11 protein-coding genes and 2 pseudogenes are annotated in these 15,230 nt (G+C 59.3%); 10 read left to right on the plus strand and 3 right to left on the minus strand.

The window, feature by feature from the left end:
• Nucleotides 1-85: 85 nt before the first annotated feature.
• The 7 genes and pseudogenes from IQ26_RS29020 (at nucleotide 86) to IQ26_RS29050 (ending at nucleotide 9,528) form a co-directional block, all read left to right on the plus strand.
• The gene (locus IQ26_RS29020; protein WP_240547287.1) at nucleotides 86-1,057 is read left to right on the plus strand and encodes a D-2-hydroxyacid dehydrogenase; all 972 of its coding nucleotides are present in this window, start codon (nucleotides 86-88) and stop codon (nucleotides 1,055-1,057) included.
• Nucleotides 1,058-1,163: 106 nt separating this feature from the next.
• Nucleotides 1,164-2,747, plus strand: a complete 1,584-nt coding sequence (locus IQ26_RS29025; protein ID WP_145721771.1) for an ABC transporter substrate-binding protein — start codon at nucleotides 1,164-1,166, stop codon at nucleotides 2,745-2,747.
• An 11-nt stretch (nucleotides 2,748-2,758) separates the two neighbouring features.
• On the plus strand, nucleotides 2,759-3,718 hold the full coding sequence (locus IQ26_RS29030) for an ABC transporter permease (protein ID WP_145721772.1): 960 nt from the start codon (nucleotides 2,759-2,761) through the stop codon (nucleotides 3,716-3,718).
• A 10-nt stretch (nucleotides 3,719-3,728) separates the two neighbouring features.
• Nucleotides 3,729-4,559, plus strand: a complete 831-nt coding sequence (locus IQ26_RS29035) for an ABC transporter permease (RefSeq protein WP_145721773.1) — start codon at nucleotides 3,729-3,731, stop codon at nucleotides 4,557-4,559.
• A pseudogene (locus IQ26_RS29040) lies at nucleotides 4,552-6,188 on the plus strand (ABC transporter ATP-binding protein). Before IQ26_RS29035 ends, IQ26_RS29040 begins: the two are co-directional and overlap by 8 nt.
• A gap of 872 nt (nucleotides 6,189-7,060) precedes the next feature.
• Nucleotides 7,061-7,960: a 3-dehydrocarnitine:acetyl-CoA trimethylamine transferase BcoG gene (gene bcoG, locus IQ26_RS29045; protein WP_145721774.1), complete on the plus strand. Its 900-nt coding sequence runs from the start codon at nucleotides 7,061-7,063 to the stop codon at nucleotides 7,958-7,960.
• An 80-nt stretch (nucleotides 7,961-8,040) separates the two neighbouring features.
• Nucleotides 8,041-9,528 carry a carnitine 3-dehydrogenase gene (locus IQ26_RS29050; RefSeq protein WP_145721775.1) on the plus strand — a complete coding sequence of 496 codons (1,488 nt, stop codon included), beginning with the start codon at nucleotides 8,041-8,043 and terminating at the stop codon, nucleotides 9,526-9,528.
• A 536-nt stretch (nucleotides 9,529-10,064) separates the two neighbouring features.
• Here IQ26_RS29050 and IQ26_RS29055 read toward each other — a convergent pair.
• Nucleotides 10,065-10,710, minus strand: a protein-coding gene (locus IQ26_RS29055; protein ID WP_145721776.1) for an IS6 family transposase whose coding sequence is annotated in 2 segments (ribosomal slippage) — nucleotides 10,065-10,406 and nucleotides 10,408-10,710 — 645 coding nt in all. Because the reading frame shifts where the segments join, the coding sequence is not laid out codon by codon here.
• Nucleotides 10,711-11,447: 737 nt separating this feature from the next.
• Here IQ26_RS29055 and IQ26_RS40675 point away from each other — a divergent pair.
• Together IQ26_RS40675 and IQ26_RS39270 are read left to right on the plus strand one after the other, a co-directional pair.
• Nucleotides 11,448-11,786: a LysR family transcriptional regulator gene (locus IQ26_RS40675; RefSeq protein WP_240547288.1), complete on the plus strand. Its 339-nt coding sequence runs from the start codon at nucleotides 11,448-11,450 to the stop codon at nucleotides 11,784-11,786.
• A gap of 575 nt (nucleotides 11,787-12,361) precedes the next feature.
• Entirely contained in the window at nucleotides 12,362-12,511 is a 150-nt protein-coding gene (locus tag IQ26_RS39270) for a hypothetical protein (RefSeq protein WP_156090962.1), read from the plus strand.
• Between the two features lie 831 nt (nucleotides 12,512-13,342).
• On the opposite strand, the gene istB is transcribed toward IQ26_RS39270, so the two are convergent.
• The gene (istB, locus tag IQ26_RS29070) at nucleotides 13,343-14,104 is read right to left on the minus strand and encodes an IS21-like element helper ATPase IstB (protein ID WP_145721777.1); all 762 of its coding nucleotides are present in this window, start codon (nucleotides 14,102-14,104) and stop codon (nucleotides 13,343-13,345) included.
• Nucleotides 14,105-14,119: 15 nt separating this feature from the next.
• A pseudogene (locus IQ26_RS29075) lies at nucleotides 14,120-14,896 on the minus strand (Mu transposase domain-containing protein); the annotation flags it as partial.
• 26 nt (nucleotides 14,897-14,922) lie between these two features.
• On the opposite strand from IQ26_RS29075, the gene IQ26_RS29080 reads away from it, so the two are divergent.
• A complete protein-coding gene (locus tag IQ26_RS29080; RefSeq protein WP_162458103.1) occupies nucleotides 14,923-15,210 on the plus strand; it encodes a DUF5372 family protein in 288 nt (95 codons plus the stop codon).
• The last annotated feature ends 20 nt before the right edge of the window (nucleotides 15,211-15,230 follow it).

Genomic DNA, 15,230 nt, shown 5'->3' on the forward strand with positions numbered 1-15,230 from the left:
CGAACCGCCGGTCCTCCAGTAGTGCGATCTCAGCCGACGAAGACTAACGCCACGGCTCGTGACTAATGAAAGGGATAAGCTAATCGTGACATCCTCCACGCCTGCAGTTGGCAATGCCGTCACCGTTCTGCTCTATGAGTTCCCCGAGGAGTATGCGCAGCTGGTCCACAAGCGCTTTCCTAGCGTTCGAGTGTTGACGGCGAAAGACGCGGCATCTCTCGATGAGCAGGTGTCGCAGGCAGACGTTCTCCTCGCGCACCGCTTTCCCGTCGAGATTTTCGACAAGGCCCTGCGATTGCGCTGGTTTCAATGCGCGAGCGCGGGCATAGACACGATTTTGCCAATCCGGGACCGCATTGGCGCACTCATCGTCACCAACGTGCGGGGGATGCATGGTGAAGTCATCGCCGACTACGTGATGACGGGCATCGCCATGATGCATTGGAACTTGCCGCAGTTCCTTCACGATCAGTCCCGCAAGGCGTGGCATCCGAGAGCATTGGCGCCACTGGCTGGGCAGACGCTCGGCGTGGTCGGGCTCGGGTCTATCGGTACGGCCATCGCCCGCCGGGGCAAAGCCTTCGGGATGACGGTAATTGGCTCAAAACGCGATATAAACGAGCCGGTCGACGGCGTCGACAAGCTCTTCCCGCCGGAGAGCGTTGCCGAGCTGCTGCGGCTTTCTGATTTCGTTGTGCTTGCCGTTCCCCACGTTCCAGAAACAGTCAGGCTAATCGGTCGCGAGCAGCTTCGGCTGATGCGCCGTTCCGCCGTCCTGGTCAACATAGCCCGGGGCTCGGCGGTTGCGGAAAGCGAGCTCATCGAAGCGTTGAAGGCAGGCACAATCGCCGGGGCCGTGCTCGATGTGTTTGAACGAGAACCGCTCGCAGCGGACAGCCCTCTCTGGACCATGTCGAACGTCATCGTCACCCCCCATATCGCGGGCTGGATGAGCGACTACGACAATCGCGTTTTAGAGATTTTCAACGACAACTTGGAGCGTTACCTCGACAAAACACCGCTGCGGAATGTAGTCGACCTGAACCGAGGCTATTGACCGGCGGAGCTTGGGTTGACGGGTTATTATCTTATGTGCATTATGTAACAGCGTCTCGAAAAAGATGCGTATTCCCCTGCATGATGGTTTACTGGGAGGGACTCACATGACTACGGAATTTGAACGCCTGAAATTTAGGCTTGACGCCGGCCATATGTCGCGGCGTGAATTTCTCGGTCGTGCCTCGGCACTTGGCCTCAGCGCCGCCGCGGCCTCGGTCTTGCCTAAATCTGCCATGGCAGGTGAGCCGATCAAGGGCGGTCACCTCAAGATTGCTACTGGCAATGGGGCAAGTACGGACACGCTTGATCCGGCGTATAACGCCAACGATGCCACCTTTCTAGCGCATCGCCATTGCGGTGAAACCCTTCTGAATGTAACGCCCTCAAGCGACCTTGAGCATAGGCTGGCGGAAGAATTTGCGTCCAAGGACAATGTCACCTGGCAGTTCAAAATTCGCAAGGGCGTCGAATTTCACAACGGCAAGCCTGTGACGGCAGAAGACGTACTCAAGACGATCGAGCGACACTCGGATGAAAAGTCTAAGTCCGGCGCGCGCGGACTTTTGACCGACATTGACCGCTTATCCGCTGACGGCGACACCTTCAAGGTTACACTCAAGTCACCGAATGCGGACTTCGCATACTACATGGCCGATTTTCATCTCGTGATACAGCCCAACGGAGGCAAGGACGATCCGGCCACAGGCATTGCTGCCGGCCCATACATTGTGGAGGCCAATCAGCCTGGGGTGCGCTACGCCTTCAAGAAATTTCCGAACTACTGGGATTCTAATATCGGCCATGTCGCCGAAAGCGAGGTTCTTGTCATAAATGATGCAACGGCTCGAAACGGTGCTTTGCAGTCCGGCCGAGTACATATGATAAACCTTGTTGATCCAAAGGTCGCTGATCTACTGAAGGGGAAGCCCGGCATCTCAATTAAAAACGTTTCGGGGCGCGGCCATTACACCTTTCCCATGCATGTGGATACCTCACCCTTCGACAATGAAGATCTTCGCATGGCACTCAAGCTCGCGATCGACCGGGATGAGATGGTGGATAAAATACTTCGTGGCTTTGGGAGCGTCGGCAATGACATGCCGGTGAACGCGAGCTATCCGCTCTTTGATACTTCAATCCCGCAGCGTAGATATGATCCAGAACAAGCAGCAGCATTCTACAAAAAATCAGGTCATGACGGTACGCCAATCGTGTTGCGCACCGCTGACAGCGCTTTTCCCGGAGCGGTTGAGGCCGCGCAGCTTTTTCAACAGAGTGCGGCGAAGGCAGGAATTCCGATCGAGGTCCGTCGTGAGCCGAGCGACGGCTACGATACTCAGGTTTGGAACAAGCAGCCGTTCTGCGCTTCTTACTGGGGTGGGCGACCGACGCAGGATCAAATGTATTCGACCGTGTATCTCTCGACCGCAGCGTGGAATGATACCCGCTTCAAGAATGCCGACTTCGATCGATTCCTGATGGCAGCGCGTTCCGAGCTTGATCCCGCTAAACGCAAGAAGAATTACAGCGAAATGGGTCTTATTTTGCGCGACAAGGGAGGCGTTATCGTCCCGGTCTTCAACGATTGGATTGACGCAGTATCCGACAAGGTTGGCGGGTTCGTTCCTGATCCAAATTGGGGCTTAATGAATAATATGGCTGGGTTGAAGTGCTGGCTAGTAGCGTGAGCCCCAGGTAGTTGATGTCTTTTATTGTAAAACTGGTGGCCCAGCGCATGGCGCTGGGCATTCTACTGTTGTTTGCGGTTTCGGTCCTGATCTTCGCCGGCACACAGATCCTGCCCGGCGACATTGCCCAAGCCATCCTCGGACAATCGGCGACACCGGAGTCGCTCGCCAATCTGCGCGAGCAGCTCGGGCTGAACGACCCGGCCTATATCAGGTATTTCCATTGGCTCGGTGGCGTGCTCACCGGCGACCTCGGCACCGCCATGTCGAGCGGCCAGGATATCGCGACCTCGATCAAGGGGCGGCTGTGGAACACGCTGTTCCTCGCCTTCTGGGCGGCGGTCGTCGCCGTGCCGCTGGCGATCATCCTCGGCCTGATCGCGGTGCGCTACCGCAATGGCTGGGTCGACAAGCTGATCTCCGGACTGGCGCTCGCCTCGACCTCGTTTCCCGAATTCTTCATCGGCTATGTGCTGGTCTATTTCTTCGCCGTGAAATGGCAGATCTTCCCCGGCATCTCGACCGTCTATGACGGCATGCCGTTCGGCGAGCGCATCCAGGCAATCGCGCTGCCAGCCACCGCGCTGACGCTGGTGGTGCTCGCCCACATGATGCGCATGACGCGTGCCGCCATCCTCAACGTCATGCAGTCGGCCTATGTCGAGACGGCGGAGTTAAAGGGCCTGTCGGCCTTCAATGTCATTCGCAAACATGCCTTCCCCAATGCGATCGCGCCGATCATCAACGTCGTCATGCTCAACCTCGCCTACCTGATCGTCGGTGTCGTCGTGGTCGAAGTGATCTTCGTCTACCCCGGCATGGGGCAGTATCTGGTCGACCACGTCACCAAGCGCGACGTGCCTGTCGTGCAGGCGGTCGGCCTGATCTTCGCCGCCGTCTACATCAGCCTGAACATCATCGCGGACATAGCGGCGATCGTCGCTAATCCGCGTCTCAGACATCCGAAGTAAGGGGGCGGGTATGCTCGATATCAAACGCATCCCCATCCCGGCACTGATCGGCATTGTGCTGACGACGCTGTTCGTGCTGGCGGCGATCTTCGCGCCCTTGATCGCGCCGCACGGCAATGGCGAGATCGTCGGCGACGTCTGGGAGCCGATGTCGGCCGCGCATTGGCTGGGCACCGACAATCTCGGCCGCGATCTGTTGTCGCGCATGATCTATGGCGCCCGCATCACGCTGTTCATCGCGGTGCTGGCCACCGCGCTGTCCTTCTCGCTCGGCGCCATCCTCGGCTTCTCCGCGGCGGTTTTCGGCGGCTGGTTCGACACGCTTTTGTCGCGCCTCGTCGACCTGCTGATGTCGATTCCGACGCTGATCATGGCTCTGGTCGTGCTCTCCGTGCTGCCGACCAATCTGGTGACGCTGATCCTGGTCATGGGCATTCTCGATTCAACCCGCGTCTACCGCCTGTCGCGCGCCGTCGCTGTCGACATCAACGTAATGGACTATGTCGAAGCGGCGAAGCTGCGCGGCGAAGGTGAGGCCTGGATCATTTTCCGCGAGATCCTGCCCAACGCGCTGTCGCCGTTGGTCTCCGAACTCGGCCTGCGCTTCATCTATGCGGTGCTGTTCCTGTCGACGCTCTCCTTCCTCGGCCTTGGCGTGCAGCCGCCGGATGCCGACTGGGGTGGCATGGTGAAGGAAAACAAGGACGGCATCGTCTTCGGCATTGCGGCGGCGCTTATTCCCGCCGCGGCGATCGCGGCACTGGCGATCTCGGTCAACCTCGTCGCCGACTGGGTATTAAACCGCACCACCGATATCAAGGGAGGGCGAGGCAATGGCTGATACGCTGCTCGACGTCCGCGACCTCAAGATCGAGGCGACCGTCTATCCGCCCGGCGAACACCCCCGAAAGATCACCATTGTCGATGGCGTGTCGCTGACGCTGGAGAAGGGCAGGGTGCTCGGCCTGATCGGCGAGTCCGGTGCGGGAAAATCAACTATCGGGCTCTCTTCCATGGCCTTCGGCCGCGGCGGCGTTCGCATCACCGGCGGCAGGGTCATCCTCAATGGCCGCGATATCCTGAAAGCCGGCCGCAACGGCATCCGCAAACTGCGCGGCCGCGAGGTCTGCTACGTCGCGCAGTCGGCGGCCGCCGCCTTCAACCCGGCCCAAAGGCTGATGGACCAGGTGGTGGAAGCGGCGCTCAAGCACGGCGTCGCCAACCGCGCGGAGGCCGAGAAGCGCGCCAAGGCGCTGTTCCGGAAACTCAGCCTGCCGGACCCCGACAATATCGGCAAGCGCTATCCGCACCAGGTCTCGGGCGGCCAGCTCCAGCGCGTGATGACGGCGATGGCGTTGTGCTCGGAGCCCGACCTGATCGTCTTTGACGAGCCGACCACGGCGCTCGACGTGACGACGCAGATTGACGTGCTGGCGGCAATCAAGGACGCCATCCGCGATACTGGCGTGGCGGCCCTTTACATCACGCACGACCTCGCTGTCGTCGCGCAGGTCGCCGACGACATCGTGGTGCTGCGCCACGGCAAGATGGTCGAGAAGGGCACGACCTATGAGATCATCAAGGAGCCGAAGCAGGCCTATACCCAGGCGCTGGTTTCGGTTCATCATATCGGGCATGAGGAAAAGCAACCGACGACCAAGCCTGTGCTCTCCGTGAAGAATGTGACAGCGGGCTACGGCCACGGCATCGTCAAGGTGTTGAAGAACGTCTCGGTGGATATCCATCCCGGCCAGACATTGGCGGTGGTGGGTGAATCCGGCTCGGGCAAATCGACGCTCGCCCGCGCCATCACCGGCCTTCTGCCGCCGCTGCAGGGTGAGGTCATCTTCGAGGGCCGCAAGCTTTCGAACAGGCTCTCCGAACGCACTAAGGACGATCTGCGCCAGCTGCAGATGATCTACCAGATGGCCGATGTGGCAATGAACCCGCGCCAGACCGTCGGCACCATCATCGGCCGGCCGCTGGAGTTCTATTTCGGCATGCGCGGCAAGCAGCGCGATGCCCGCGTCGCCGAACTGCTCGACAAGATCGAGATGGGCAAGGGCTTCATCGACCGCTATCCGGCCGAGCTTTCCGGCGGACAGAAGCAGCGCGTCTGCATCGCCCGTTCGCTTGCCGCCAAGCCAAAGCTGATCGTCTGCGACGAGGTGACATCGGCGCTCGATCCGCTGGTGGCGCACGGCATCCTCGAGCTCCTGCTCGAGCTGCAGAAGGAGGAGAACGTCGCCTATCTGTTCATCACCCACGACCTCGCGACGGTGAAGTCGATCGCCGACTCCATCGCCGTCATGTATCGCGGTGAGGTTGTTCGATACGGGGCGAGGACCAAGGTCCTGACGCCGCCCTTCGACGACTACACCGACCTTTTGCTCTCATCGGTTCCCGAAATGGAGATCGGCTGGCTGGAAAAGGCGATCGCCAGCGCAAGATGGCGAGTGCGGGAAACTAACGCGGTGGGTTGGACGCGGACACGGAATTCCAGGTTCAGGCCCCATTGATTATGCTACCCGTTCGACGGAGTTATGGTTAACTCAAGCATTTGCTATAATTAATTGGTTTTGGTCACTCCGTCGCAGCTCGCGCGGATCCGGCCCTATTTCCCTGGTCCATGGTGTTGATGTGTCGACGACGCAGGCTGTAAAAGAGATGAACTACATGTTCATTCACGGTCATCAGACCGCCAGGTGACTCCTCGATCGAGGTGGATTGTGGGCGAGACGTGAACCGCCCTGCGCATTGTGAATGTGGGGCCGCCTCGACCCACGCAAAGCATCGGCGTTGCCGGTGGCCATCTCTGCTGGTCTATGAGCTGACATGAGCGGTCCCAATTTCGTCGACCATTGAAATTAACGCATGCGGCGCTACCAGCGTTGTCCGTTAAATCGAAGAAACAATAACGTAGCTTGGCACAGATAGCGACGCACGCATTGGCCCGCGATTGCTCCCGATGTTGACAGGCGTCGCTTTTATATATAATGGTCATTCTATCTAAGGCGATCGCCCGCGACCACCGTGATGGCGGCCTGGCAATGTAACTGCGTTTTGTCGCAACTGACGCTCAAAGAAGAACAGGTTCGCGAACAGTATTTTTTTCGAAGAAGGGATCAGCGGCGATGCCGACGCTGGTGAGTGTCCATGCGATGCCGAGTATGATTGTGGCTACGCAATCCTCAATGCCAAGTTACCTCGGGGCATTCGATTGCAATCGACGGCCATATGTCAGCTACAAAATAATAAGAAACTAATAAGTTTCGCCCGCCTATGCGCGACGATGCCTAGCATCTTCCGGCATCACCCTGCGCCCACCTAAGGAGAAGATTGATGCCCCTGTCTATGAACCGTGAGGTCTTTATCACTTGTGCCGTGACTGGTGTGGGGGATACTGCGTCGACATCCCGTCACGTACCTCGTTCGCCGAAAGAAATCGCAGCTGCCGCCGTTGAGGCTGCCAAGGCGGGTGCTGCAGTCGCTCATATTCATGTTCGCGACCCTGACACCGGGGCACCGTCTCGCAGAAACGACTTATACAAAGAAGTCACTGACCGCGTACGGCAGGCGGATACTGATATTGTACTGAATATCACCGCGGGAATGGGTGGCGACCTAATATTTGGTAGCGTCGAGCAGCCGTTTCCGCTCGCTCCCACCAGTGACGTTGTCGGTGCCTCCGAACGGTTTAGTCACATTGTCGAATGCGCTCCAGAGATTTGTACACTTGATTGCGGCACGATGAATTTCAACCTCGGCGATTATGTAATGACGAACACGCCATCGACACTTCGCGCGCTCGCCAAGATGATGACCGATTTTGGCGTTCGCCCAGAGATCGAAGTTTTTGATACGGGACATTTGTGGTTTGCCAAAAAACTCGTGGAAGAGGGCCTGATCGAAGATCCAGTTTTGATTCAGTTGTGCATGGGAGTCCCGTGGGGCGCCCCGAATGACCTGATTACCTTCATGGCGATGGTAAACAGCATTCCCTCGAACTGGACGTTTTCCGCCTTTGGTATCGGACGCGATGCAATGGCGTACCCTGCAGCAGCCGTGCTGGCGGGCGGCAACGTCCGCGTCGGCCTCGAAGACAATCTGTACGTTGCCAAGGGTCAGTTCGCAACCAACGGTCAGTTAGTCGAGAAGGCCGTCAATGTCGTCGAAAACATGGGCGCCAGGGTCATCGGGCCCGAGGAAGTCCGTCGGAAACTTAAACTGACCAAGCGGTAAGCGCCGTACCACGGCAGAGCCGCAGGCCCGAGCGGCCTGCTTGTTTATTACATAGATACTTCAGAAGTAGGAAGGCACAGATGGCAAAGATTAATCAGGCGGCATGTATTGGAGGTGGGGTGATCGGCGCAGCTTGGGCTGCACGGTTTATTCTTGGGGGCATCGACACGAACATGTTCGATCCACACCCCGAAGCTCAGCGGCTCGTGTCCGAAGTTATGGCGAATGCCGAGCGCGCGTATGAGATGCTCACGCGAGCGCCCCTCCCCAACAAAGGCACTCTAAGCTTTAGCAATTCGATCGAGGAGGCCGTGCGGGGTGCCGATTGGATTCAGGAGAGTGTGCCGGAGAGGCTCGATTTTAAACACGGCGTGCTGGCCCAGATAGACGCTGCTGCCCATCCGAAGGCACTTATTGGCTCTTCTACCTCCGGGCTCATGCCATCCGATCTTCAGCGGGGGATGAAAAACCCGGAGCGCATGTTCGTCGCCCATCCCTTTAACCCTGTCTATTTGCTCCCGCTGGTCGAACTCGTCGGTGGCGAGAAAACAACGAGAGCGGTGCTTGAAGACGCCAAGGACAAGCTTGCGACGATCGGCATGACGGGGCTGATCATCAACAAGGAAATTGAAGGTTTCGTAGGTGACCGCCTTCAAGAGGCGTTTTGGCGCGAAGCACTTTGGCTTATCAAGGACGATATCTGCGATACTGAGACGCTTGATAATGTCATTCGGTATTCCTTCGGGCTCCGCTGGGCGCAGATGGGCCTGTTCGAGACGTATCGCATTGCTGGCGGTGAAGCAGGCATGCGCGACTTCCTCTCCAAGTATGGCCCCATCCTTGCTTGGCCATGGACCAAGCTGACCGATGTGGTCGACCTCGACGACAATCTTGTTGAAAAGATCGTCGGCCAATCAGACGCTCAGTCAGGACAGCGTGGTATCCGAGAACTCGAACGCATCCGCGACCAGAATTTGGTCGGAATCCTGCAGGCATTGAAAGCCGGTGATGAGGGGCGTGGCTGGGGTGCCGGCGAATTGGTCGCTGATTTTGAGGCACATCTTTGGAAGACCGCTCCCAAGCCTCAGCTGAACCCTACAAGCGAACCAATAAGGCTTCTCGAAGTAAAAGTTCATCCTGCATGGATCGACTATAATGGCCACATGACCGAATACCGGTACACCCAGTGTTTCGCGGATGCTTGCGATGTGCTCCTCCAACTGATTGGCGCCGACATAGACTATGTGAAGGCCGGCCACAGCTACTACACGGTGGAGAGCCATGTTCGGCTCCTTGCTGAGGCGAAACTCGGAGATGCACTATATGTCAAGGCGCAACTTCTGCCATCAGACGGCAAAAAGATCCATACCTTTATGTGGCTGTATCGAGCTTCTGACGACACCCTGCTGTCGACTTACGAGCAGCTAACGCTCCATGTTTCGTCCAAGGAGAGTCGCTCCGTTCCCCCACTTCCTGAGGTGATGAGGAAGCTCAAGCCTCTCATCGAGGCCCACGCGGACCTCCCAGCACCTGATGCGGCGGGACGGTCGATTGGACAGCGGAAGTGATTACACCCCTAACGCTAAGGACGGTATGACTTTGTCTCCGGATTTCGGCCGACATAGACCATTTGCCTGTCGTGCCGAGATTGCGATCAATTCCTCGCGACGAGCGTCTGATCCGGTGACCTCTGGAGAAAGGATGCAGGGGCCTTCAAAGATTAAGCAAAATGGGCCGATCTTTGAAATATTGGACCGGCCGAAGGCTAATGTAATCGACCCAGTCACCTCACGCTCGATGGGCCGCTGAAGGAAAAAATCGGGCAGGTGCCGATCGCCGGCGAAGTGCGCGGGGTGGGACTAGAGCATTTTTGCAGCCAAATGGAATCATTTGGCGTCCGCATAAATGCGGCAAAACAGATAGTTAGAGCGAGTTACCGGTTCCAAGAGAACCGGAACCGCTCTAGGAGCGAGATCGAGTTTGGCGACCGGAGCAATGGCAAGCCATATGATCGGACACTCGAGTGGCGGGTCTGTTGCAACGGCTGAATTGGGACGCAGGGAGAGATTAGGTGGGCTGCAGTCAGGCGGCGAGGATTTCGAACTTACCTCGCCTGTCGTTGGCGCATCATGTGGGCCATTTCGATACCGGACAGAGTGATGGAGGCTGACGCCGGTGACTTGAAGTCGAGCATCGGCCCGACACGGCGCTTTATCCGGCGGTGGTCCTGTTCGATGCGATTGTTGAGATACTGGCTCTGGCGAATGCTGATCGGTTTCAATGTTCGCCGGGAGCGGTCTTGCAGGCGGTTCGTCGTGTCGCAGGAGATGATTGCCTCCCGGTTGGTCTGGCTGTCGTCGATGACTACGCGATCGGGCCGGCCATGGCGCTCGAGCGCCTTTCTGAAGAAGCGCTTGGCTGCCGGCAGATCGCGATGCGCGCTGAACCCAGAACTCGACCGTATCGCCGACGCTGTCGATGGCGCTGTAGAGATACATCCATCGGCCGCGGACCTTGATGCAGGTTTCGTCGACATGCCATTTGGCTGTCACGCCGCGCTTGCGCCGGTTGAAGCGCTGCAGCAGCAATGGCGAGAATCGAACAGTCCAGCGATGGATGGTCGTGTGATCGACGGCAATGCCGCGCTCGGCGATCATCTCTTCCAGATCACGCAGGCTCACATTGTAGGCCAGGTACCAGCGCACGCACAGCAGGATCACGGATTGGTCGAACTGACGGCCTTTGAACATTGCAACCCTCCAAAAATGATCGAGGGCTCCTTGCCACAGCGCCGGTAATCAAAAGGTTGCAACAGATCCGTCAGCATCGCCAAAGGTCTATCACATCCCCGGAAAACGCCGTGGGTGAGACAATACTGTCAGGCACAGCGGCGACGGCAGCGCGGTCATCGACAACGGTTAGAGCTTCCAGCGCAAGCGACCGTCAAGGATCGGTGTCCCGAGCATCTGCCGCGAACGCGTGATCATTGCCGCTCCGTCGAACTGTGTTGCGGTTCGACCAGACCGCTGGGCCTTTATCGGACTTCTCGCCCACCGGCCCCACCGTTTCGTGGGTGACCTCCCGCGCTGACTCAGGGAAACGGTGGTGGACACAACCCGAGTAACCGCGCTTCTTCATACTCCTTATACGGTGACCGGATCCCACCTCGTCAACGTGAACGATACCGCGCATCTCCATCCACAAACTTTTGTCCGAAGCTGGACAAGAATGTCGGAAATCCGACGAAACGGTCGGTCGGGCCGGCCTGTCGGTGTGGACGAGTGGTGCAACTCAGAACGGTGCGCCAACCGGCACGCAACTTGCGTGGGTCACGACGGACGGCCGCAGTTCCGTCACGAAGCCCGATGGTGATCAATCAGCCTCTCAACTTTAACGCGTATAGACTGGCGGCAGTCCTTTATGGGCCAGAGGACGACGTGGATACCCGTCCGTTGGTTCGCGACTGTCGATCTGATTGGAGTGTTCAATGGCCCATCCCTATCTTCTGTCCTTCGCTGTCATCAATGCCCTCGAGGTATTCGAGGCATCGGCACGCCATCTTTCGCTTGAGCTTGCGGGTTCCGAGCTGAACGTGACAGCGGGAGAGATCAGTCGGCAGATCAAAGTCATTGAGGACGAGCTTGGCGTTCCGCTGTTTGTGAGGACAGGAACCGGCGTGGTGCTTACCAGCGCTGGCAAAGACCTCTACACCGAGCTGGCAAGCATTTTTTCGAAGGTGTCCGATGTCGTCACGACCATTAAACGCAACGGTGGTTCCAAGAAGTCACCATTGCCTCCACCGATGCGTTCGCGTCGATCTGGCTGATACCGCGCATGCCGCGCTTGGGGCACAGCACGATGATATACAGTCGACCACGTGATTTCCGAAAGTTCGCGCGACTATCGCCGCGCTGTGGTTAAGCTGCGCATCCGCTATGGCTTCGGCTCATGGCCTAACGAGAGAGCAGACCTATTGCTTGGCGATGTCATCTACCCGGTCTGCGGTCCCATCTTCGCCCACGAGCACCACGACGCGACGGCCAAGTGCTTGCCCGAACTTCCCCTCCTGCACGTCGAATGGATCGAACCCGGCTGGGCCGTCTGGGAGGAAGTCCTAGGCCGCGCCCGGATTCGCCAGGGGTGGTTTGCAAGCCGCCCAGGCTGATCAGGGCGTTGCCGTGGGCTGGCACCGACTGGTGCTAACTTGATCGAAGAAGGCAAGCTCGTCAGGATTACCGACCTCGAGCCGGACGCCCCGGCGGGATATTATCTGACGTGGAACGACAACCGGTCGCTCTCGCCGGAGGCCCAGCGGTTGCGGAAGATCTCTGCCGAAGAGCGGAACGCTTGGAGTTAGAGCTCGCGCCGCGGCGCATCTTTGCATGGCCTGGAGGCATAGGGGTGAGGCTATCGCCATCACGGGTTCGGGATGATGTTTGCTGGGCGTGGATTCGTTCAGAAATCCTCGATCTCAAATGGGGGCTGGGGGCGCTCGAACGCGCGGCATTTGCTGCGCGGCTGGTCGGCCTGATGCTGGAACTGACGCCGTGATCCTGGGACCCAGCCATTCAAAGCGAGCTTCTGTCAGTACGGCAAGTGCCGCTGCGCATGCAAGGGGATTTCCTGCGAGGTGCCTACGAAACCGCCCGGCGGCACGGCGTCCATGATCACCGCCTCGCCGATGACAGCGGCGATTGGGAGCCCGCCGCCGAAACTCTTTCCCAGCGCTAGGAGGTATGGGTGAAGCGTTTGCAGTTGCGTTCTGGCCGCATCAACCACCTCTGGATGCGAATGTCCGACGCACGCCGATGCCGCCGATGAAATCGATATATCGGCGGCCTTCCGTGTCCCAAATGTCCGCAACTTGGGCGCGTTCCGCGCATACGGGAAATTCACATGCAACACCGCGCGGCAGCGTGCTCTCACGTCTCGACCTGGAGTTCCGCGCTCGATCGTGCCATCATGCTGAAATACGCTCCCCTGTACAAAATACGCCTTGCATCGGCTGCCGGTTTGTCGTCAGCGAGATTTGCGGTAGCGTCGTCATAGCCTCGGTTCCTCTGGTGCGCTGGTCTTCTCGGGCACCCGGAAGACCCAATAATGCGCGTCTTCCTCGGCGACGTATCTGCCGTTGCTTAGACACTGTGCCGGTACCGTTTGGGCGGGTGACGCGAGCCAGCTCGCGCAACCCATCCGGTCGGAGGACGCCGCAGCAGACGGTTAGGTCATAGCTCGCGCTGGAGTAGTCGGAGAGCCGCCCGTTGCGCATTTCGCTGATTGTGAGCAGCCATTTCACGCGATGGTGAGCGCTCATTTCATTTGATCGTGAGCAGGTATTTCACGTGATCATGAGCGGCCGCTTCGACCGACTTGTTCATTGATTCAGGTGTTTGCGGCTGCGTCAAGAGCGTGGGCGCGAGCGCTGTGTTTTCGCATGCTTTCTCCGGTAAGTTGAAGGCGGTGAGCGTTGTGAACGAGGCGATCCAGAATCGCGTCGCCGAGGGTGGGATCGCCGATGACGTCGTGCCAGTGCTGGACGGGGATTTGGCTGGTGACGATTGTGGAAGCGCGGCCATGGCGATCGTCGAGGATCTCCAGGAGGTCGCGGCGCTCGGCGGCATTGAGAACCGACAGGCCCCAGTCGTCGAGTATGAGGAGCTGAACGCGGCCGAGCGTCTTGAGCAGGCGGCCATAGCGTCCATCGCCGCGTGCCAGGGCGAGCGCCTCGAAGAGACGCGGGACGCGATGATAGAGCACCGATCGATTGTCGCGGCAGGCCTTGTGACCGAGCGCGCAGGCCAGCCAACTCTTGCCCAGGCCGGTTGCGCCCGTGACCAGGCAATTCTCATGACGGTCGATCCAGTCGCCGGCGACGAGCCTGGCGAAGACGGCGCGGTCGATGCCGCGTGGGGTGCGCAAATCGACATCTTCCACACAGGCGCTCTGGCGTAGCGCGGCGAATTTGAGGCGCGTGGTGAGCCGTTTGGTGTCGCGCTCGGCGGCTTCGCGGTCGACCAGAAGCCCGATGCGTTCCTCGAACGACAGCGCATCGAGATCCGGTGATCGTCGCTGCTCCTCGAAGGCCTTGGCCATTCCGGTCAAACCGAGTGCGACCAGCCGTTCATGGGTGGGATGGGTGAGCATTGATATCTCCCTGGTTCAGTGGAAATAGCCCTGACCGCGGATATTGCCGTGGCGCAGGGGTTGGTGGTCGGGCGCCTCGTCGAGGAAAGCGCGATCAAGGCCGTTCTTGAGGATCGAACGGATCGAGGCGACGGAGCGTGCCTTGATGAGGATGCCGCGCTGGCAGGCTGCATCGACGCGCGCGTTGCCGTAGCTCTTGGTCAGCGCCAAAATGCCGAGGCAGGTGCGAAAGCCCTGCTCGGGGTGCGGCCGGTCAGCGATGACAGCCTGGAAGAAGGCAGCGGTGGAAGGACCGATCTTCTCGCCGGCCGCGATCAGTCCCCCCGGCGTCCACTTGCCGTAGCGGCGATGCGCGCTCGGCATGTGATCGGCAACGGTCGTATGGCCGCGCCGGTTGGGCGCACGGGCGTGGCTGGCGATCCGCTGCCCCTTGTGGAAGACCTCGACGGTGTTGTCGGCGATGCGCACATCGACGAGTTCCCGGATGAGACGGTAGGGCGTGGAATACCAGTGCCCGTCGACCTCGACGTGATAGTCGGGCGCGACGCGGCAACGCTTCCAGCGCGCAAAGAGGTATGGCTGGTCCGGCAGTTCTCCCAGCTTCGGCCTGTCGATCTCGGCGAAGAGTTCAGCGCGGCTGGAGCCGAAGCCACGCATCTGGCGGGCGTTGAGTTCGGCGACGAGCAGGCGGATGGCGGCGTTCAGCTCCGCCAGGGACAAGAAGCGCTGATTGCGCAGACGCGCCAGGACCCAGCGCTGGGCAATTTGCACGGCGACCTCGACCTTTGCCTTGGATAAAGCCGTCAACTGCAGCCCGTGTGGGGACGACCGGCCTCACGGTCCGCATTACTCACCCATTCCACCCGCTTAAAGGCCAGACCTTCGACATGATCAGCCGCAGCCCGCATTGGGGCGACGACCGGGTGATCTACCGATCGGCGGACGGGACCTTGCCCACGATTTCCGCCGCAATGACGGACATGGAGCAGCCTGACGCATTCCGGCGCGTCGCGGCCGGGCGCGCGGCGTTCCGGACGGTCGACCTATTGGATTTGCTCACGCTGCTGGATCGGATCGCTGCGCCGGTGGAGGCGGAGGATGCGTAAGGTTAAATACGCCGCTGGTG

The organism is Mesorhizobium tianshanense (assembly GCF_007830515.1).
Lineage (GTDB): Bacteria > Pseudomonadota > Alphaproteobacteria > Rhizobiales > Rhizobiaceae > Mesorhizobium > Mesorhizobium tianshanense.

Bases quoted from the DNA above. Each gene is read 5' to 3' on its own strand.
- istB (WP_145721777.1), bottom strand. From the start codon at position 14,104: ATGCTCACCCATCCCACCCATGAACGGCTGGTCGCACTCGGTTTGACC.
- IQ26_RS29025 (WP_145721771.1), top strand. From the start codon at position 1,164: ATGACTACGGAATTTGAACGCCTGAAATTTAGGCTTGACGCCGGCCAT.
- bcoG (WP_145721774.1), top strand. From the start codon at position 7,061: ATGCCCCTGTCTATGAACCGTGAGGTCTTTATCACTTGTGCCGTGACT.
- IQ26_RS29050 (WP_145721775.1), top strand. From the start codon at position 8,041: ATGGCAAAGATTAATCAGGCGGCATGTATTGGAGGTGGGGTGATCGGC.
- IQ26_RS40675 (WP_240547288.1), top strand. From the start codon at position 11,448: ATGGCCCATCCCTATCTTCTGTCCTTCGCTGTCATCAATGCCCTCGAG.
- IQ26_RS29035 (WP_145721773.1), top strand. From the start codon at position 3,729: ATGCTCGATATCAAACGCATCCCCATCCCGGCACTGATCGGCATTGTG.